17 protein-coding genes are annotated in these 18,202 nt (G+C 65.9%); 9 read left to right on the top strand and 8 right to left on the bottom strand.

All coding sequences use genetic code 11. The features are described 5' to 3' along the window. Positions 1–67: 67 nt before the first annotated feature. Positions 68–1,099, bottom strand: coding sequence for a TRAP transporter substrate-binding protein (locus tag J8I26_RS11190; RefSeq protein ID WP_209607147.1), 1,032 nt, complete (start codon positions 1,097–1,099; stop codon positions 68–70). 314 nt (positions 1,100–1,413) lie between these two features. Next, positions 1,414–2,205, bottom strand: a complete 792-nt coding sequence (locus tag J8I26_RS11185) for a phytanoyl-CoA dioxygenase family protein (RefSeq protein ID WP_209607145.1) — start codon at positions 2,203–2,205, stop codon at positions 1,414–1,416. A gap of 270 nt (positions 2,206–2,475) precedes the next feature. On the opposite strand from J8I26_RS11185, the gene J8I26_RS11180 reads away from it, so the two are divergent. Continuing rightward, entirely contained in the window at positions 2,476–3,177 is a 702-nt protein-coding gene (locus tag J8I26_RS11180) for an SDR family oxidoreductase (protein ID WP_209607143.1), read from the top strand. A gap of 84 nt (positions 3,178–3,261) precedes the next feature. Here the strand turns inward: J8I26_RS11180 and J8I26_RS11175 are convergent, their stop codons facing one another. After that, positions 3,262–3,477 carry a glycine zipper 2TM domain-containing protein gene (locus J8I26_RS11175; protein WP_209607140.1) on the bottom strand — a complete coding sequence of 72 codons (216 nt, stop codon included), beginning with the start codon at positions 3,475–3,477 and terminating at the stop codon, positions 3,262–3,264. Positions 3,478–3,729: 252 nt separating this feature from the next. On the opposite strand from J8I26_RS11175, the gene J8I26_RS11170 reads away from it, so the two are divergent. Both J8I26_RS11170 and J8I26_RS11165 read left to right on the top strand, forming a co-directional pair. Beyond that, positions 3,730–4,809 (top strand): alpha/beta fold hydrolase, encoded by a 1,080-nt coding sequence (locus J8I26_RS11170; RefSeq protein ID WP_209607139.1) that lies wholly within the window; start codon positions 3,730–3,732, stop codon positions 4,807–4,809. Between the two features lie 117 nt (positions 4,810–4,926). Beyond that, the gene (locus tag J8I26_RS11165) at positions 4,927–5,520 is read left to right on the top strand and encodes a GNAT family protein (protein WP_209607137.1); all 594 of its coding nucleotides are present in this window, start codon (positions 4,927–4,929) and stop codon (positions 5,518–5,520) included. 97 nt (positions 5,521–5,617) lie between these two features. Here the strand turns inward: J8I26_RS11165 and J8I26_RS11160 are convergent, their stop codons facing one another. Continuing rightward, the gene (locus J8I26_RS11160; protein ID WP_209607136.1) at positions 5,618–6,322 is read right to left on the bottom strand and encodes a GntR family transcriptional regulator; all 705 of its coding nucleotides are present in this window, start codon (positions 6,320–6,322) and stop codon (positions 5,618–5,620) included. A gap of 248 nt (positions 6,323–6,570) precedes the next feature. Here J8I26_RS11160 and pruA point away from each other — a divergent pair, with 248 nt between their 5' ends. From pruA to J8I26_RS11130, 6 genes are all read left to right on the top strand, one after another. Then, complete coding sequence (gene pruA / locus J8I26_RS11155; protein WP_209607134.1) at positions 6,571–8,190, top strand: L-glutamate gamma-semialdehyde dehydrogenase; 1,620 nt, start codon at positions 6,571–6,573, stop codon at positions 8,188–8,190. A 275-nt stretch (positions 8,191–8,465) separates the two neighbouring features. Continuing rightward, a complete protein-coding gene (locus J8I26_RS11150) occupies positions 8,466–9,566 on the top strand; it encodes an ABC transporter substrate-binding protein (RefSeq protein ID WP_209607132.1) in 1,101 nt (366 codons plus the stop codon). 90 nt (positions 9,567–9,656) lie between these two features. Beyond that, a complete protein-coding gene (locus tag J8I26_RS11145; RefSeq protein ID WP_209607130.1) occupies positions 9,657–10,550 on the top strand; it encodes a branched-chain amino acid ABC transporter permease in 894 nt (297 codons plus the stop codon). Beyond that, a complete protein-coding gene (locus J8I26_RS11140; protein WP_209607128.1) occupies positions 10,543–11,430 on the top strand; it encodes a branched-chain amino acid ABC transporter permease in 888 nt (295 codons plus the stop codon). The genes J8I26_RS11145 and J8I26_RS11140 overlap by 8 nt, the downstream gene beginning before the upstream one ends. Beyond that, positions 11,427–12,245: an ABC transporter ATP-binding protein gene (locus J8I26_RS11135; RefSeq protein WP_209607126.1), complete on the top strand. Its 819-nt coding sequence runs from the start codon at positions 11,427–11,429 to the stop codon at positions 12,243–12,245. The genes J8I26_RS11140 and J8I26_RS11135 overlap by 4 nt, the downstream gene beginning before the upstream one ends. Beyond that, positions 12,242–12,961: an ABC transporter ATP-binding protein gene (locus tag J8I26_RS11130; protein WP_209607124.1), complete on the top strand. Its 720-nt coding sequence runs from the start codon at positions 12,242–12,244 to the stop codon at positions 12,959–12,961. The genes J8I26_RS11135 and J8I26_RS11130 overlap by 4 nt, the downstream gene beginning before the upstream one ends. 113 nt (positions 12,962–13,074) lie before the next feature. Here the strand turns inward: J8I26_RS11130 and J8I26_RS11125 are convergent, their stop codons facing one another. The 4 genes from J8I26_RS11125 to gabD all read right to left on the bottom strand — a co-directional run bounded on the left by J8I26_RS11125 (position 13,075) and on the right by gabD (position 18,176). Further along, entirely contained in the window at positions 13,075–13,992 is a 918-nt protein-coding gene (locus J8I26_RS11125) for a LysR family transcriptional regulator (RefSeq protein ID WP_209607377.1), read from the bottom strand. A gap of 121 nt (positions 13,993–14,113) precedes the next feature. Next, on the bottom strand, positions 14,114–15,133 hold the full coding sequence (locus J8I26_RS11120) for a histone deacetylase family protein (RefSeq protein ID WP_209607123.1): 1,020 nt from the start codon (positions 15,131–15,133) through the stop codon (positions 14,114–14,116). After that, positions 15,133–16,476, bottom strand: a complete 1,344-nt coding sequence (locus J8I26_RS11115) for an MFS transporter (protein WP_209607121.1) — start codon at positions 16,474–16,476, stop codon at positions 15,133–15,135. Before J8I26_RS11115 ends, J8I26_RS11120 begins: the two co-directional genes overlap by 1 nt. 245 nt (positions 16,477–16,721) lie before the next feature. Further along, positions 16,722–18,176: an NADP-dependent succinate-semialdehyde dehydrogenase gene (gene gabD / locus J8I26_RS11110; RefSeq protein ID WP_209607119.1), complete on the bottom strand. Its 1,455-nt coding sequence runs from the start codon at positions 18,174–18,176 to the stop codon at positions 16,722–16,724. Between the last annotated feature and the right edge of the window lie 26 nt (positions 18,177–18,202).

Genomic DNA, 18,202 nt, shown 5'->3' with positions numbered 1-18,202 from the left:
GAAATGCAACAAGCGCATGACAAACATGTCATGCGCCTGCCGGCTTGCGCTTGCTGTGGGGGCGGGCTCAGGACAGCTTTCCGCTGTATTTCTCCAGGATGGCCCAGGCCTGGTCGCCGAACTTCTTGTGCCACTCGTCGTAGAACTTGACCTCCTTCAGGCGCGCATGGAAGGCCTGGTGGTCGGCGTCGTTGAGCTGGATGCCTTTGCCCTTGAGCTCGCCGGCCAGCGATTCGTTGAGCTTGCGCACGTCGTCGCGCTGCTTCATGCCGGCGGCGTTGACGTTGGTGCGGACGATGTCCTGCAGGTCCTTGGGCAGGCGCTCGAAGGACTTCTTGTTGCCCAGCATCCAGAAGCCGTCCCACATGTGGTTGGTCATGGAACAGAATTTCTGCACTTCATACAGCTTGCCGGTGTAGATGATGGCCAGCGGATTTTCCTGGCCCTGCACGATGCCGGTCTGCAGCGCCGAATACACCTCGGCGAAGTTGATGCTGGTGGGCGACACGCCCAGCGCCTTGAACATCGAGGTCCACAACGGGCTGGGCGGCACGCGCAGCTTCATGCCCTTGAGGTCGTCCGGCTTGCTGATGGGTTTGCTGCTGTTGGTGATCTGGCGGTAGCCGTTGTCCCAGATCTTCTCGAAGGCAAACAGCGTGGACTTGGCCTGGATCTCCTGGCGCATGTGGGCGCCGAGGTCGCCGTCCAGCGCCGCCCACACGGTGTCGTAATCCTTGAAGGCGAAGCCCATGCCGGAGATCTGCGCCACCGGCACCAGCGTGCCCAGCGTGAGCGACGACAGCGTGAACATGTCGATGGCGCCCGAGCGCACCTGGGCCAGCATGTCGGTATCGCCGCCGAGCTGGTTGTTGGGGTAGATCTGGATCTCGACGCGGCCCTTGGTCTGTTCGGAAATGGCCTTGGCCATCTCGTTGGCGCGGACGTTCATAGGGTGCGTGGTCGCCAGGTTGTTGGCGTACTTGAGCACGAATTCGGCGGCTTCTGACTTGCCGGCCCAGGTGCCGGCGGCCAGCGCCAGCGAGGCGGCCGAGGCGGTCTTGAGGAAATCGCGACGCGAGGTGGTGTGGAAGGGCTTCATGGTGGTCTCCGTTGGCTTTTATTGGTGTGGTGCATGTGACGGCGATGGCCGGCACATGCGGCCGCCGGCTGCGCGGCCGTGTGGCTACGAGATGCAGAGCGGGTGTTCAGATACGACGTACTCAGATGCGCAATAGCGCGGACTGCGGGTGAGGCCGTACGACAAGACAGCAAAAGCAGGAATCACGGGAGATGTTGCAGCCAGGCTGGGGCAGCATGGTAACGGGCCAAAAAGCTGAAGCGGCCCGGCCCACCCCGGCGCGCGGCGCATTGCACGCCGCGGCGGGAGGGTTTCAGGGGAAGCGGGACAGGCGCTTACGCCGCCTTCTGGCCGGCGTAGCGCAACAGCGCATCGTCTGCGGTCGGCTTGACCGGGGTGAAGTCGCGGTGCGCGATGAACTCCGGGCGGGTCGGCTTGGCGATCGCGTTGGAGACGGCGTTCAAGGTCAGGTAGACGATGCGGCGCGGGTAGGGCGTGATGTTGCCGGCCGAACCGTGCACCAGGTTGGCGTGGAACATCAGCACGCCGCCGGCTTTGCCGGTGGGGGTGACGATGCCGTTCTTCTCGACCAGTTCGGTGACGGTGGGCTGGTCTAGCGTCCACAGCGGATAGGAGGTGGTCTCCAGGTCGTGCTCGGACTTCAGCGCGCCCGACTTGTGGCTGCGCGGCACCAGCATCAGCGGGCCGTTGATCGGCATCACTTCATCCAGGAACACGGCGATGTTCATGGCGCGCGCTTCGGGCATGCCGTCGTCGGCCTGCCAGGTCGGGAAATCCTGGTGCCACTGCCAGACTTCGCCGGTGAAGGCGGCCTTGGCGTTGATCTTGAACTGGTGCACGTAGACGTCTTCGCCGAACAGCTGCTGCAGCGGCGAGACCAGGCGCGGATGCGAGGCCAGGATGTTGCAGGCGTCGTTGTAGGTGTGGGCGGCGAAGGCGGTGCGCGGCGCGCCGTTCTTCTCGCGCCAGATCTCGGGACGCTGCTGCGCCAGGACCTTGCTTGCCTCCTGCTTGAGCAGCGCGACTTCGTCGGCGGTGAAGCATTCGGGCAGGAACAGATAGCCCAGTTCGTCAAAATCCTTGAGCTGCTGCGGGGTGAGTTTCATGCTTGTCTCCTCTGTTGATGGCTGGATTGCCGTGGGCTGGCGCCGGCGGCGTCTTGCGAGCTGGTTTTCTTGTTATCGTGTTCTGTATACAGAATGCGGCCTGTGCGCGGCTTTGTCAAACACAAATTTCTGGCATGGTCGAATCGGCCGAAACGCGCCCGGGACGGGCATGGCGCGCACATTGGGGGAGGTCGGTGCCGACGGGAAGAAACAGGGCGTTCTGTTTAGAATGGAGGTTTTGCCCATTCAACAAGCAGACAAGGAGTTCGCATGACCAGCAAAGTAGCCCTGATCACCGCCGCCGGCAGCGGCATGGGCGCCGCCGCCGCACGCCGCCTCGCGGCCGACGGCTTTCACGTCGCCATCCTGTCGTCCTCCGGCCGCGGCGAGGCGCTGGCCAGGGAGCTGGGCGGCATCGGCGTGACCGGTTCCAACCAGTCGCCGGACGACCTGAAGAAGCTGGTGGACCTGGCGGTGCAAAAGTGGGGCCGCGTCGATGTGCTGGTCAACAGCGCCGGCCACGGCCCGCGCGCGCCGATCCTGGAGATTTCCGACGAGGACTGGCACCGCGGCATGGACACCTACCTGCTCAACGTGATCCGCCCGACCCGCCTGGTCACGCCGCTTATGCAGAAGCAGGGCGGCGGCGTCATCATCAATATCTCGACTGCATGGGTGTTCGAGCCGAGCGAGATGTTCCCGACTTCGGCGGTGTTTCGCGCCGGCCTGGCGTCGTTCACCAAGATCTTCGCCGACAACTATGCCAAGGAAAACATCCGCATCAACAACGTGCTGCCCGGCTGGATCGACAGCCTGCCCAAGCGCGAGGAGCGCCAGGCCAGCGTGCCCATGCAGCGTTACGGCACCAGCGAAGAAGTGGCCGCGACCATCGCCTTCCTGGCGTCGGAGGGCGCCGCCTACATCACCGGCCAGAACATCAAGGTCGACGGCGGCCTGATGCGCTCGGTTTAAGTTTTCGTTCGCGGGGCGCTGCAAAGCAAACGGGCCGCCACGCGATGCGTGCGGCCCGTTGTTGTTTGCGCGGAAAGAGAAGGATCAGTGACCGATCTGGTGACCGATGACGCCGCCCACCGCTGCGCCGCCGGCGGTGCCGATGCCGCTGCCGCCGGTCAGGATGGCGCCGCCGACCGCGCCGATGGTGGCGCCGACGGCGGTGTTCTTGTCGCGGCGGCTCATGTTGCTGCAGCCGCCCATCGCCGCCAGGGTGAATGCGATAAGGGAAATGGCCGTGATCTTGTTCAGTGTTTTCATGATTGTTCTTCCTGTCGGGCTGGTGATGCGCTGTCCTAGAATGAGGGGGCTGCCGTGGCCGCTTTCGGGCGGCGGCGGTCAGCTGTTTCGTAGACCCCGGATAATAGAAAAAAATCTGTTTTTAGCGGCTCTGTAACACGATCTTTTACAGTTGTTACATCCAGAATCCCTGTTGCGCCGCAACTTTGCGCGCGCCGTGGCCGCAGCTACCATGGCGCTTCCCTCCATGCCGTATCAACAAGAAAGATGCCAATGAGCCTGTTCTCCCATTGCCGGCGCGCTGCCGGCATGTTGCTGTCGTGCGCTGCAATCGTGCTGGGCGCCGCCTCTGCGCAGGCGGCCGACCATCCGTCCCCGGTCGAGGGCGACTGGGTCGCGCCGAACTTCGTGTTCCATACCGGACAGTCGCTGGAGCAGCTGCGTCTGCACTACGTCACCATCGGCGAACGCAGCAATCCGGCGGTGCTGGTGCTGCACGGCACGTACCAGACTGCGCAGGCGATGTTGTCCAAGGACTTCGGCGGCCAGCTGTTCGGGCCGGGCCAGCCGCTGGACGCCAGCAAGTATTTCATCGTGATTCCCGACGGCATCGGCGTGGGCAAGTCGACCAAGCCATCCGACGGCCTGCGCGCGGCCTTCCCGCAATACAACTACGCCGACATGGTGCTGGCGCAATACCGCATGGTGACCGAAGGCCTGGGCATCAAGCACCTGCGCCTGATCATCGGCAACTCCATGGGCGGCATGCAGACCTGGCTGTGGGGCGGCACGTATCCGGGCTTTGCCGACGGCCTGGTGCCGATGGCTTCGCAGCCGACCGAGATGTCCAGCCGCAACTGGATCATGCGGCGCATGCTGGTGGAGTCGATCAAACAGGATCCGGCCTGGAACAACGGCAACTACACCGCGCAGCCACCGTCGCTGCGCCTGGCCAACAACATGTTCATCTTCGCCACCAACGGCGGCACGCTGGCCTACCAGCACATTGCCGGCACCCGTGCGCAAGCCGACAAGCTGGTCGACGAGCGACTGGCCGCGCCGGTGACGGCGGACGCCAACGACTTCATCTACCAGTGGGGTTCGTCGGCCGACTACAACGCCATGCCGGGCCTGCCGCGCATCAAGGTGCCGGTGCTGGCGATCAACTCCGCCGACGACGAGCGCAACCCGCCCGAGACCGGCATCCTGCAGGCGCTGCTGAAGGACATGCCCAATGCCGGCCTGATGCTGATCCCGGGCAGCGCCGAGACGCGCGGCCACGGCACCACCGGCATGGCGAAGTTCTACGCGCAGCAGCTGGACCAGTTCATCAAGGCGCTGCCGGCGCGCTGACGCGACGCCTCGGGGGGGCCGTCTGTTGCGGCCTCCCGCGGGCCAAACTGTGTGTGGAGGGCAGATGCGTGATGAGGCATCATGACGCAACGTCCGACTTGTCCACACCGAAAACCGATGCCCGCTTCCCTTCCTCCACTGCCGGTGCTGACCGGTGAGCTCGTCGAGCTCAGGCCGCTGGCCGCCGACCACCGCAACGCCTTGCTGGAAGCCGCCGCCGATGGCGAGCTCTGGAACATGACGCTGACCGTGGTGCCCGGCGAGCAAAACGTCGACAATTATTTGTCCACCGCCTTGCAAGGACATACCGACGGCCGCGTGATGGCTTTCCTGATTGTTGATCGCGCCTGCGGCCGTCCCATCGGCACCACCCGTTTCTGGAAGATCGACCGCGCCAACCGCAAGCTGGAGATCGGCCATACCTGGCTGTCGCTGTCCTTCCAGCGCAGCGGCGCCAATACCGAAGCCAAGTTCCTGCTGCTGCGCCATGCCTTCGAGCAGATGGCGTGCGTGCGCGTGCAGTTCACCACCGATGTCCTCAACGAGCGCTCGCGCGCGGCGATCCTGCGCATCGGCGCGAAGCAGGAGGGGATCGTGCGGCACGAGCGCATCATGCCCGACGGGCGCAAGCGCGACTCGGTGCGCTTTTCCATCATCGATGACGAATGGCCGGAGGTGAGGGCGGGGTTGCTGGCGAAGTTGGGGCGTTGACCCCGCCTGGCGGCGATCGAGAGCGCGCAGGCAGAAACAAAAACAGCCGGTCATGGACCGGCTGTTTTTATTGTCGCGTCAGGATTGTGGCTGCGCCTCAGGCCGCATCCCGCACATCCTCGCCCGCGGCCGCGTTCTCGCGCTTCATGCGCTCGGTGGCCAGCAGGTTGTTCTTGGTTTCCAGGATATGGCGTTCCAGCAGCGCCGCCACCTTGGCGGGATCACGCTGCTTGCAGGCTTCCAGGATCTCGAAATGGTCCGACTGCGGGCCTTCCTTGCCGGTCGCCTGCGACATCATCTCGTGCAGATAACGGTCGGTGTTCAGGCAGAACTCCTCGATCAGCAGGCGCAGCTTGGTGTTGTTGGCCGGCGCGCACAGCGCCAGGTGGAAGCGGCGATTGTATTCGCCCCATTCGGCCACCGAGTCGGAGGCGTTGTAGAGGTCGAGGATTTCCTGCAGGTGGGCGAAGTCGCGCTGGACCATGTTGGGCACGGCGATCTTGGCGGCGTGGCATTCCAGCGCAATGCGGATGTCCATCAGCTCGCACAGCTGGTGCACGTCCATGCCCGCCACCACCGCGCCGCGGTTGCGCTGGTAGGTGACCAGGCCCTCGGACTCCAGCTGGCGCAGCGCCTCGCGCACCGGCAGGCGGCTGGTGTTGAAGCGTTCGGCCAGGGCGTCCTGGCGCAGCTGGATGCCGGGCTGCATGCTGCCGTTGAGGATTTCGCCGCGTAGCTGATCGCGGATGATTTGCGGCAGCCCTTTGGCGGTGGTCTTGGCGCGGGTTTCTTGCGTAGGCATGACTGAATTCTTGTATCGAAATTGATTCCGGGCTCACCGGGAAGCGCCCCGCGATCGCAGCGGTGCGTCCTGCACGCCGTGCATGCGGCCTCATGGCCGTCATGCCGACGGTGAACAGTCTCTCACAGCGTTCGCATTATCTGAGAACGTGGTTCTCAAAAGCTCCTATTGTGCCTCAAGTTTTCCTCTGATAGACTGGATCCAATTATTTAACATTGGATCCAATTAATAAATCATCGGATAAAATAATGATCGAGACGTATCCATTGGCCGCCAACGAGCCGGTCCTCAACTACGCCCCCGGCAGCCCCGAGCGCGCCGCCCTGCAAGCCGAACTGGCCGCTCAGAAGCAGATCTGCCGCGACATTCCCGCCGTCGTCAACGGCGAGCGGGTGTTCGGCGCCACTGCCAGTACGGTGCGCGCCCCGCACGAGCACGAGCGCGTGCTGGCCAACCTGCATCACGCCGACCAGAAGACGGTGCAGGCCGCCATCGACGGCGCGCTGGCGGCGCAGCGTGAATGGAGCAGCTGGTCGCTGCAGGAACGCTCGGCGGTGTTCCTGAAAGCCGCCGACCTGCTGGCCGGGCCCTGGCGCGCGCGCCTGAACGCGGCCACCATGCTGGGCCAGAGCAAGACCGCCTACCAGGCGGAGATCGATTCGGCCTGCGAGCTGATCGACTTCCTGCGCTTCAACGTGCAGTTCGCCCACGAGATCGCCCGCATGCAGCCGCAAAGTTCGGCCGGCGTGCGCAACCGCAGCGAGTACCGCCCGCTGGAAGGCTTCGTCTACGCCGTCACGCCGTTCAATTTCACCGCCATCGGCGGCAACCTGGCCATCGCGCCGGCGCTGATGGGCAACACCGTGCTGTGGAAGCCGGCCGCCACCGCGTCGCTGTCCAACTATTTGTTCCTGGAGCTGCTGGAGGCGGCCGGCCTGCCGCGCGGCGTGATCAACTTCGTGCCGGGCGACCCGATCGAGATCAGCAACCAGGCGTTGTCGCATCCGGCGCTGGCCGGCGTGCACTTCACCGGCTCCACCGCGGTGTTCGACGCCATGTGGAGCGAAGTCGGCCGGAACGTCGCGCGCTACCGCTCCTACCCGCGCCTGGTCGGCGAGACCGGCGGCAAGGACTTCGTGCTGGCGCACCCGTCGGCTGACGCCGAGGCGCTGGCCGTGGGCCTGCTGCGCGGCGCCTTCGAATATCAGGGGCAAAAATGCAGCGCCGCCTCGCGCGCCTATGTGCCGGCCTCGCTGTGGCCGCAGGTCAAGGCGCGCCTGGTGGCGATGGTGGAGTCCATCAAGATGGGCGATGTCTGCGACTTCGGCAACTTCATGGGCGCGGTGATCGACCGCCGCGCCTTCGACCGCATCCGCGGCTACATCTACCGCGCCCGCGAAGACGCCAACGCCGACGTGCTGGTCGGCGGCAAGTGCGACGACCGTGTGGGCCATTTCATTGAGCCCACCGTCATCGAGGTGAAGGATCCGCAACACGGCCTGATGCAAAACGAGATCTTCGGCCCGGTGCTGTCGGTCTATGTCTACCAGGACGCCGATTGGGACGAGGTGCTCGGCCTGGTCGACGGCACCAGTCCCTATGCCCTGACCGGCGCGGTGTTCGCCACCGACCGCGCGGCCATCCTGCAGGCGCAGCAGGCGTTGCGCTTCGCCGCCGGCAACTTCTACATCAACGACAAGCCCACCGGCGCGGTGGTCGGCCAGCAGCCATTCGGCGGGGCGCGCCGCAGCGGCACCAACGACAAGGCCGGATCGGCGCTGAACCTGCTGCGCTGGGTGTCGCCGCGCACCGTCAAGGAAACTTCCACGCCGCCGACCGACTACACCTACCCGTATATGGGGAAGTGACGCGGGCGAGCCAAAAGAAAGAAGAAGCGACCGCGTGCTTCAGGGAGATCGGCGCAAGCCGGAGGCACGCGGCAAGAGGATGACAGTGAGGGAGGGGAGTCCCGTGCAGCGCCAGCCCTGATCGTCCGTAGTGCGCCGTCGCGTTGGTGTGCGGCGGCAATGCAGTTCCGTCTCCACCGCGGGTTAGCGGATCAGCGCCCGCGGATTCCATGAATCGAAGCCAGCCATGCGGCACACGCCGCAGGGGGCCGGCTTTTCTTAAAAAAGGAGTGAACATGATGTTGAAGATGAAGGCAATCGTGGGCGCGGCGCTGTGCGCCGCCGCGTGGGGCGTCGCGGCGCAGGAGACGGTGCAGATGGGCGCCGTGCTGTCGCTGACCGGGGCCAACGCCACCGTGGGCGAGGACGTGCGCCGCGCAGTCGACCTCGCAGTGGAGAAGGTCAACAGCCAGGGCGGCGTGCTGGGCAAGAAGTTCTCGGTGATCGTGGAAGACTCGGGCGGCAACCCGACCACGGCCCTGAACGCGGCGCGCAAGCTGGTGTCGGTGGACAAGGTGCCGGTGGTGATCGGCGAATACTCGTCGGGCATCAGCATCCCGCTGGGCCAGTATCTGGTCAAGGAAGGCGTCACCCACATCAACATCGCCAGCACCAGCGTGAAGATCCGCGACATCGGCGCGACCTCCTTCAACCTGATCGGCCTGGAAAACTTCGGCAACAAGTTCTCCGCCGCTGACACCTGGGCGCTGGGCTATCGCAAGGTCGCCGTGATCGCGCCCAACAACGCCTACGGCCAAGGCGTGTCGCATGGCTTCAAGGAAGAGTTCGAGAAGCTGGGCGGCCAGGTCGTGACCGAGGTGCTGTACACCGCCGGCCAGTCGACCTATCGCCGCGAGTTGCAACAGATCGCCCGCAGCGCGCCTGACGCCTACGTCTACACCGCCTACGGCCAGGAGTCGGCCATCATCAACCGTGAAGCCTTCGAGCTGGGCCTGCGCAAGACCCCGTGGTACGGCATCCTGCTGTCGATGTGTTTGTCCGACACGCCGGCCGAGATCGCCAACGGTCAGCTCGGCATGGAAGTGGGATCGGTCGACGGCCCGGCCGGCCGCGCCTATGCCGACGCCTTCCGCGCCCGCTACAAGGAAGGCATGAAGACCTCCTACACCGGCTACGCCTATGACGCCGTGCTGATGACCGCGGCCGCCATCAACAAGGCCAGGTCGACCAAGCCGGCCGACGTGCAGGCCGCGCTCAAGGAAATCGGCAAGAACTACGCCGGCGTCACCGGCGCGATCACCTTCGACCAGGACCGCCAACGCCAGAACCCGCCGTATGCCAAGTTGAAGTACGACGGCAAGGTCGTCCCAAGGTAAGGCCCGATGCGGGATGCGTCCCGCCAAGGTTTGCCGCAGCGAGCCGCGCCGGCATGGCGCGGCTCCGTATGTATCCTCCCGGAGTTCCCGATGTTCCAATTCCTGATCGACACACTGGTCCGCACCTCGGACCTGGCGCTGGTGGCGCTGGGTTTGTCCATGGTGTACGGACTGGTGAAGTTTCCCAACATCGCGCATGTGCAATACGCGATGCTGGGCGCTTACCTGACCTATCTTTTCCACAGCCTCGGGCTGCCGATGGTGCTTGCCATCGCCGTCTCCTGCGGCGTCACCGGCGTGCTCACGCTGCTGATGCACCTGCTGGTGTTTCGCCGCCTGCTGCGCTCGGGCCCGGCCATCACCATGATCGGCTCGCTCGCGCTGGCCATGCTGGTGGTGGCCGTCACGCTCGGCGCGGCCGGCTCCTTCCCGCTGATGTACAAGTTGCCGCTGGCGGCGCCGCTGGTAATCGGCGAGGTGCGCATCGGCTGGACCCAGCTGTATGCGCTGGCCACCACCGTGGCGCTGCTGGCGCTGTTCGCCGGCCTGCTGTTCTACACCCGCACCGGCCGCGCGATGCGCGCGCTCTCCAGCAACCGCGCGCTGGCTGCCGCCTCCGGCCTGAATGCGGAAAGCATCACGCGCCTGGTCAACTTCAGCAGCGGCGCGCTGGCCGCATTGGGCGGCAGCATGCTGGCCATGACCAGCGGCGCCCATGTGAACCTGGGCTACGACATGTTGCTGCCGGTGTTCGCCGCCGCCATCCTGGGCGGGCTGGGCAATCCGCTGGGCGCGGTGGCCGGCGCCTTCCTGATCGCGCTGACCGAGACCATGGTCACCAACCTGAACTTCGGCTGGATGTTCGGCAAGCCGGTGGCGTTCCTGCCGGTGGCCTACATCAGCGCCGCTTCTTTCCTGATCCTGCTGCTGGCGCTGCTGTTCAAGCCCTACGGCCTGTTCGACCGCGAGGTGCGCCGTGTTTGATTTCTTGGTCTTCTCCGTCACCATCGCCGGCATCTACGCCATCATGGCGCTGGGCCTGAACCTGCAGGCGGGCTATTCCGGCCTGCTCAATTTCGGTCATATCGCCTTCGCCGGCATCGGCGCCTACGCCACCGGCATCACCATCGCCGCCGGCTATCCGGCCGCGCTGGGCGCGGCCATCGGCGTGGCGCTCGCCGTCGCCCTGGGCTGGGGCATCGCCCGCCTGGGCCGCCAGCTCGGTTCCGACTACTGGGGCATCGCTACGCTGGCCATCGCCGAAATCCTGCGCACCATCGCCACCAACGAGGACTGGCTGACCGGCGGCGCGCAGGGCATCAGCGCAATCCCCTCGCTGTTCGGCGACCTGCCCAAACCGTGGAACGCGCTGGCCTTCATGGCGCTGGTGCTGGCGGTGCTGGCCGCGCTCGCGCTGGCTTGCGCGCGCCTGGGCAACGGCCGCTTCGGGCGCGCGCTGCGCCTGATGCGCGAGGAACCCAAGCTGGCCGCCTGCATGGGTTACGACCTGCGCTCGCTCAAGTCGCGCGCCATCATGGCCGGCGCTGCGGCGACCGCCATCGCCGGCTCGCTGTACGCGCACTACATGAGCTTCGCCGGTCCCGACTACATGCTGGCCTCGGAGACCTTCATGCTGTGGACCATGCTGATGATCGGCGGCATGGGCAACACCGCCGGCGTCATCACCGGCGTGGTGCTGGTGCAGGCGGCGTATTCGCTGGTGCCGTTCGCCAAGGATTATTTCCAGTTCGGCTCCGACATCGCCGGCGCGCTGCGCATCGGCCTGATCGGCCTGATCCTGCTGGCTTCGCTGATGTGGCGCAGCCAGGGCCTGGTACCTGAAAAACTGAGGAAGATCCAATGACGACCCCGCAACAAGAACCATTGCTCCAGGTGGCGTCGCTGGCCAAGGCCTTCGGCGGCAACCGCGTGCTGCAGGATGTGAGCTTCGGCATCGCTGAGGGCGAGATCGTCGGCTTGCTGGGGCCCAACGGCTCCGGCAAGAGCACGCTGTTGAACACCATCACCGGCTTCGAGGCCATCGACAGCGGCTCCATCCGCTATCGCGGCGAGGAGATCGGCAGGCTGGCCGCGGACCGCATCGTCGCCCGCGGCATCGCGCGCACCTTCCAGCTGCCGTCGATGCCGGCCATGATGTCGGTGATGGAAGTGGCGATGGCCGCCGCCACCACCCACCATGGCTTCTGGGAGACGCTGCTCAACAGCACCGGCGTGCGCGGCGCCGAGGCGGCCGCGCGCGACAAGGCCACGCGCCTGTTGCACGAGCTGCTGCTGACCCACGTGCGCGACCTGCCGGCCGCCGCCTTGTCGGGCGGGCAGAAGAAGCTGCTGGGCATCGTCTGCGCGCTGATGGGCAACCCGCAGATGGTGATGCTCGACGAGCCCACCGCCGGCGTGCACCCCAACCTGCGCAACGACATCGTGCAGGCCCTGAAGCGTCTGAACCGCCAGGGCATGACGCTGGTGATCGTGGAGCACGACATGCACTTCATCCGTGAAGTCTGCACCCGCTGCATCGTGCTGGACCGCGGCCACATCGTGGCCAGTTGTCATCCGGACCAGCTGTCGTCCAACGAGCGCGTGCTGCAAGCCTATCTGGGCGGCGGCGCGCACCGGGAAGTCCATCCGCAAACCGTGACCGGGGAGGCCGCGCAATGATCACCATCGACCACGTCGTCGCCGGCTACAGCCCCGAGGTCGACATCCTCAAGGGCATGACGCTGCAAGCCGCGCATGCGGAAATCGTCACGCTGCTGGGGCCCAACGGCTGCGGCAAGTCCACGCTGCTCAAGACCATCGCCGGCTTTCTCAAGCCGCGCGAGGGCAGCATCACGCTGCTGGGCGAGGATGTCTCGGCGCTGCCGGTGCATCACAAGATCCGCCATTGCGGCATCGGTTTCGTGCCGCAGACCGAGAACGTGTTTTCGGCGCTGACCATCCGCGAGAACCTGCAGGTCGGCGGCCACTACATGCGCGAGCGCGATGCGCGCCTGCGCATGGAGGAGCTGTGCGAGCTGTATCCGGTGCTGAAGCTGAAGTTCAACGCGCCGGCCGCGTCCATGTCCGGCGGCGAACGCCAGATCCTGGCGCTGGCGCGCGCGCTGATGCCGCGCCCGCGCCTGCTGCTGCTCGACGAGCCTTCGGCCGGCCTGTCGCCCAAGGTGCTGCTGGAAGTGTTCGAGGCCATCCGCGAGGTGCGCGCCAAGGAGGAGGTCACCATCCTCATGGTGGAGCAGAACGCGATGGAGGCGCTGCGCATCTCCGACCGTGCCTATGTGTTGTCGATGGGCGCGGTGGCGCTGACCGGCAAGGCCGACGCGCTGATGAACGACCCGCAGGTGCGGGAGCTGTACCTGGGCGGTCGCGCTGCATGATGCGGCGATGACCTTGGCGGGCCGCGGCGGATGTTGCGGCCCGCTTTTTTTTCGCAGTCGAAATTCGAACTTGGGGAAGGGGATGTTGCGCAACCCTGACGATCAGGGGCGGCCTAGGCGGTGCGCACTTCCAGCGGCACGCGCTGCAGGAAGCGCTCGAACGCATCGAGGAAGGCCTGCTCCGGCGCCGACAGCTTGCGCTGCCGGTGCCAGGTCAGGAATACATCGATCTCGGCCACCGGGCCGCCGGCCTGCAGGATCTTGAGCTCGCCGTCGGCGACGTCCTGGCGGATCAGATGCTCGGGCAGGAAGCTCAGGCCGACGCCGGCCACCACCATGCGGCGGATTTCCTCCACATGCGGCGAGGTGCCGGCGATGTGGCCGGTGAAGCCCTGCTGGTCGCGAAATACCGTCAACGGCGACAGCGTATCGCCCAGCTGGTCGCTGGCGAAGCAGACGAAGTTCTGGCCGAGGATGTCGTCGATGCCGACCGCGCGTTGGGCAAACAGGGGGTGGTGGCGGCCGCATACGATCACGTAACGGTGGCGCAGGAACAGGCGGCGTTCGAGTTTTTCCACCGGTTTGCGGCACAGGCACAAGCCGAGCGCGGTGGTGCCCTTGGCCAGGGCATCGAGGATGGCGGCGCTTTGCATCACGTCGATGCGGAACTCGACCTTGGGGTAGCGGCGGTGGAACTGCGCGAGAAAATCGTCGTAGGCCGCGCTCTGCACCCGGCTCATGAGCATCAGGCGCAAGGTGCCGGCCACGTCGTCGGTGGCATGGCCGGCGGCGCCGTCGATGCGCGAGACCATGCCGTACATCTCGCGCGCCACGGCGTAGATTTCCTCACCCAGCGTGGTCAGGCGGAATTCGCCGTTGCGCCGGTGCAGCAGCACCCCGCCCACGGTCTCCTCCAGCCGGCGCAGCGCCTGGCTGACTGCCGGCTGGCTCAGGCACAGCACGTTGGCGGCGCGCCCTACGCCACGCTCCTGGACGACGAACATGAAGGTGCGCAGCAGGTTCCAGTCCATGCGCTCGGAGGAGAGCGAGGGATGCAGGAGGCGCGGGGCGGTGTGGTCGGCGATGGTCATCGGGCGGCTGGCTGGGTGGTTGGTCATCGGCCCGCAGCCGGCCGCCAGCCGCCGATGGCGCTCAAGGATGCGCCAGTCCGGCGAAGAAGCGCTCGGCATTGTCCTGCAGGCCCTCGATATAGTAACCGCCTTCCTGCACCACCAGCGTAGGCAGGCCGAAGCGGCCGACCGCTCGGCCCAGACGCTCGAAGCCGGCGGCGGTGACGCCCACCATGGCCTGCGGATCCTTCTCGAAGATGTCGAAGCCCAGGCTCAATACCAGCGCCTGCGGCTGGTACAGCTCGATGGCGCGGCATGCCTGCGCCAGCCGCTCGAAGAAGACTGACTCCGGCGAATGGTGCGGCATCGGCAGGTTGAGATTGTAGCCATGGCCTTCGCCGCTGCCGCGCTCGTCCTCGAAGCCGGCGACTACCGGATAGAAGTTTTCCGGGTCGCCGTGGATGGAGACGTACATCACGTCGCGCCGGCTGTAGAAGATTTCCTGGATGCCCTGGCCGTGGTGCATGTCGGTGTCCAGCACCAGCACGCGCTGGTGCTTTTCGCTCAGCATCTGGGCGGCGATGGCGGCATTGTTGAGGTAGCAGAAACCGCCGGCGGCATCGCGTCGCGCGTGATGGCCGGGCGGGCGGCAGATGGCGTAGGCCTGGCGCTCACCCTGCAGCAGCGCCTGGGCGCCGGCAATGGCGCATTGCGCCGACCAGTAGGCGGAGCGCCAGGTCTGCGGCCCCACCGGGCAGCTGCCGTCGGCCAGGTAGTGCGCCGCCTTGGCCAGCACCCCGCGCAGCGGGTTGGGTTCGCGCACGAAGATGTTGGAGACTACTTCGTTGCCCCAGTCGTCGGGCAGGGCCATCCATTGCGCGTGAGCGTCCTGCAGGAACTGCAGGTAGTCCAGCGCATGGACGGCGCCGATGGCGGCCGCGCCTGCATCGGCCGGCCGCTGCACGTCGAAGCCGATGCGGCCGGCCAGCGCGGCCAGCTCGTCCAGGCGCTGCGGCACCTCCTGCGGCACGCGCATCTTGCCGCGCGAATAGTAGCTTTGCGGATGATGCAGTTTCTGGTCGGGATGGTAGAAGGCTTTCATCAGATCTCCTGCTGCAGCTTGAAGGCGGCGGCGGCGGCCTGGCGTTGCGGCCCCAGGCGCGAGACGCACAACAGCGAGATCAGCGAGATGCCCGAGAACAGCAACGCCAGCGGCCACCAGTGGCCCTGGAATTTTTCCGCCAGCACGGTGCCCAGCAGCGGCGTGAGGCCGCCGAAGATGGCGCCCGAGACCTGGTAGGCCATCGAGATGCCGGTATAGCGGATGCGGGTCGGGAAGGCGTCGCTGATGAAGCCGGCGATCACCGCGTAATAGGCGCCGATGAACAGGATCGCGACGGCCACGCCCAGCGTGACGGCCGGCAGCGAGCCGATGTCCACCAGCGAGAACATGACGTAGGGTGAAAGGATGGACAAGGCCGAGGCCAGCACCAGGAAGCGGTGGTTGCCGACCTTGCGGGCGATGTGCGCCGACAGCGGCGTGATGAAGAACTGCATCACCGACACCACCAGCAGGCAGTTCAGCACCAGGCCGCGCTGCAGGTGCAGGTATTGCGTGGTGTAGACCAGCATGAAGGTATTGGTGAAATAGAAGCCGGCGATGCCCAGCACGTTGGCGCCGATGGCCAGGGCCAGCAGGCCGGGCGCGCTCTTGAGCACTTCGGCCAGCGGCGCGCTGTCCTTGGCGGCGCGGGCTTCGCGGGAGGCTTGCTCGCGCCGCGCCTGCTCTTCAAGAAAGTCCGGCGATTCGTTCACCGACAGGCGGATCGCAAAGCCCACCGCCAGCAGCACGGCGCTCAGCAGGAAGGGCACGCGCCAGCCCCAGTCGAGGAAGACCTCGTTGTCCAGCGAGCTGACCAGTTTGAACATCAGCGTGGCCAGGATCAGGCCCGCCGGGCTGCCGAGTTGGGCGAAGGAGGCCAGGAAGGTGCGCTTGCTGCGATCGGGCGAATGTTCGCTGGCCATCAGCACCGCGCCGCCCCATTCGCCGCCTACCGCGATGCCCTGGATGAAGCGCAGCGCCACCAGTGCCACCGGGGCCCACACGCCGATGCTGGCGTAGGTCGGCAGCAGGCCGATCAGCACCGTGACCGTGCCCATCATCAACAGGGTCACTACCAGCGACTTCTTGCGGCCGATGCGGTCGCCGACGTAGCCGAACACCGCACCGCCCAAGGGGCGCGCCAGGAAGCCGACGGCGAAGGTGCCGAACGAGGCCAGCGTGCCGTAAAAGCCCGTGGTGGTGGGGAAGAACAGCTTGCCGAACACCAGTGCGGCGGCCGTGGCGTAGATATAGAAGTCGTACCATTCGATCATGGTGCCGACGAAGGCGGCCAGCGATGCGCGGACCGGCTGGTGACGCTGAGTGGCGATGCTGCTGCTCATGTTCTGCTCTCCCGTTTATTTTATGAAGTGATGGTGCGAGAACAGATTTATACGTCCCTCGTTGTCATAAGAAAAATTATGATTTCTAATTTTGCATATTGCTCAGACTTATGTGCGTCCAGACTGGGCGCGGGTTTGCGGCGGGCGCAAATGCGGCGGCGCCGCACGGCTCAGGATGAGCCGTACGGCGGGAAAGTGTCCCGGTTCCTATCCTGCAAATCGGGAAAAAAGAAGGGGGCGGCGCGTCAGATGCCGCCCATGCAGAGGTACTTGATGACCAGGTAGTCGTCCAGTCCGTAGTGCGAGCCCTCGCGTCCCAGGCCGGACTGCTTGACGCCGCCGAAAGGCGCCACCTCGTTCGAAATCAAACCGGTGTTTATGCCTACCATGCCAGACTCCAGCCCCTCGGCCACGCGCCAGATGCGACCGATGTCGCGCGAGTAGAAATAGCTGGCCAGGCCGAACTCGGTATCGTTGGCCAGCGCCACCGCTTCTTCATCGGTCTTGAAGCGGAACAGCGGCGCCATCGGGCCGAAGGTTTCCTCGCGCGCCACGCGCATGGCCGGCGTCACGTCGGCCAGCACGGTCGGCTCAAAGAAGCCGTGACCCAACGCATGGCGATGGCCGCCCAGCAGCACGCGCGCGCCCTTGGCGACGGCGTCGGCGACGTGCTGCTCGACCTTTTGCACTGCCTGCTCGTTGATCAGCGGGCCGGTGGTGACGCCGTTTTCCATGCCGTCGCCGACCTTCAGTCGTTGCACCGCAGCCACCAGTTTGGCGGCGAAGGCGTCATAGACGCCGTCCTGCACATAGATACGGTTGGCGCACACGCAGGTCTGGCCGGCGTTGCGGTACTTGGAGGCGATCGCGCCCTCTACCGCGGCGTCCAGGTCGGCATCGTCGAACACGATGAAGGGCGCATTGCCGCCCAGCTCCAGCGACAACTTCTTGATGCTGGCGGCGCATTGCTGCATCAGCAGCTTGCCCACGGCGGTGGAGCCGGTGAAGGAGAGCTTGCGTACGATGGGGTTGGAGGTCATTTCGCCGCCGATCTCCTTGGGCGAGCCGGTGACCACGCTGAACACCCCGGCAGGGATGCCGGCGCGTTCGGCCAGCACCGCCAGCGCCAGCGCCGAGAACGGCGTGGCTTCGGCCGGCTTCAAGATCATCGGGCAACCCGCGGCCAGCGCCGGTCCGGCCTTGCGGGTGATCATCGCCGCCGGGAAATTCCACGGCGTGATGGCCGCGCAGACGCCGATCGCCTCTTTCACCACCACGATGCGGCTGGACGGCGACGGCGAGGGAATGGTGTCGCCGTAGGTGCGCTTGCCTTCCTCGGCGAACCATTCGATGAAGGACGCGGCATAGCCGATCTCGCCCCGGGCTTCGGCCAGCGGCTTGCCCTGTTCGGCGGTCATGATCAACGCCAGGTCGTTGGCGTTGGCCAGCATCAGTTCGTGCCAACGGCGCAGGATGACGCTGCGCTCCTTGGCGGTCTTCTTTTTCCATGCAGGCCAGGCGGCGTCGGCGGCTTCGATGGCGCGGCGCGTTTCGGCCGCGCCCATCATGGGTACCTGGCCCAAGCGCCGGCCGTTGGCCGGGTTGACGACGTCGAAGGCGGCGCCGTCATCGGCGTCGCACCAGGCGCCGTCGATGTAGGCTTGCTGGCGCAGCAGGGAGGGATCGTTCAGTTGCAGCATGGCGAGGGTTCCAGTGTGATGGGGCG

The sequence above is a fragment of the Herbaspirillum sp. LeCh32-8 genome (assembly GCF_017814915.1).
Taxonomy (GTDB): Bacteria; Pseudomonadota; Gammaproteobacteria; order Burkholderiales; family Burkholderiaceae_D; genus Herbaspirillum.
The sequence above is the reverse complement of the archived record's forward strand: the minus strand, read 5'-3'. Positions and strand labels throughout refer to the sequence as shown.

What these genes read in the sequence shown, in the direction of transcription:
- J8I26_RS11135 (WP_209607126.1), top strand. Translation starts at nt 11,427, where the DNA reads ATGACGACCCCGCAACAAGAACCATTGCTCCAGGTGGCGTCGCTGGCC.
- J8I26_RS11175 (WP_209607140.1), bottom strand. Translation starts at nt 3,477, where the DNA reads ATGAAAACACTGAACAAGATCACGGCCATTTCCCTTATCGCATTCACC.
- J8I26_RS11120 (WP_209607123.1), bottom strand. Translation starts at nt 15,133, where the DNA reads ATGAAAGCCTTCTACCATCCCGACCAGAAACTGCATCATCCGCAAAGC.
- J8I26_RS11130 (WP_209607124.1), top strand. Translation starts at nt 12,242, where the DNA reads ATGATCACCATCGACCACGTCGTCGCCGGCTACAGCCCCGAGGTCGAC.
- J8I26_RS11160 (WP_209607136.1), bottom strand. Translation starts at nt 6,322, where the DNA reads ATGCCTACGCAAGAAACCCGCGCCAAGACCACCGCCAAAGGGCTGCCG.
- J8I26_RS11165 (WP_209607137.1), top strand. Translation starts at nt 4,927, where the DNA reads ATGCCCGCTTCCCTTCCTCCACTGCCGGTGCTGACCGGTGAGCTCGTC.
- J8I26_RS11190 (WP_209607147.1), bottom strand. Translation starts at nt 1,099, where the DNA reads ATGAAGCCCTTCCACACCACCTCGCGTCGCGATTTCCTCAAGACCGCC.
- J8I26_RS11115 (WP_209607121.1), bottom strand. Translation starts at nt 16,476, where the DNA reads ATGAGCAGCAGCATCGCCACTCAGCGTCACCAGCCGGTCCGCGCATCG.
- pruA (WP_209607134.1), top strand. Translation starts at nt 6,571, where the DNA reads ATGATCGAGACGTATCCATTGGCCGCCAACGAGCCGGTCCTCAACTAC.
- gabD (WP_209607119.1), bottom strand. Translation starts at nt 18,176, where the DNA reads ATGCTGCAACTGAACGATCCCTCCCTGCTGCGCCAGCAAGCCTACATC.
- J8I26_RS11125 (WP_209607377.1), bottom strand. Translation starts at nt 13,992, where the DNA reads ATGGACTGGAACCTGCTGCGCACCTTCATGTTCGTCGTCCAGGAGCGT.
- J8I26_RS11170 (WP_209607139.1), top strand. Translation starts at nt 3,730, where the DNA reads ATGAGCCTGTTCTCCCATTGCCGGCGCGCTGCCGGCATGTTGCTGTCG.
- J8I26_RS11185 (WP_209607145.1), bottom strand. Translation starts at nt 2,205, where the DNA reads ATGAAACTCACCCCGCAGCAGCTCAAGGATTTTGACGAACTGGGCTAT.
- J8I26_RS11145 (WP_209607130.1), top strand. Translation starts at nt 9,657, where the DNA reads ATGTTCCAATTCCTGATCGACACACTGGTCCGCACCTCGGACCTGGCG.
- J8I26_RS11150 (WP_209607132.1), top strand. Translation starts at nt 8,466, where the DNA reads ATGATGTTGAAGATGAAGGCAATCGTGGGCGCGGCGCTGTGCGCCGCC.
- J8I26_RS11180 (WP_209607143.1), top strand. Translation starts at nt 2,476, where the DNA reads ATGACCAGCAAAGTAGCCCTGATCACCGCCGCCGGCAGCGGCATGGGC.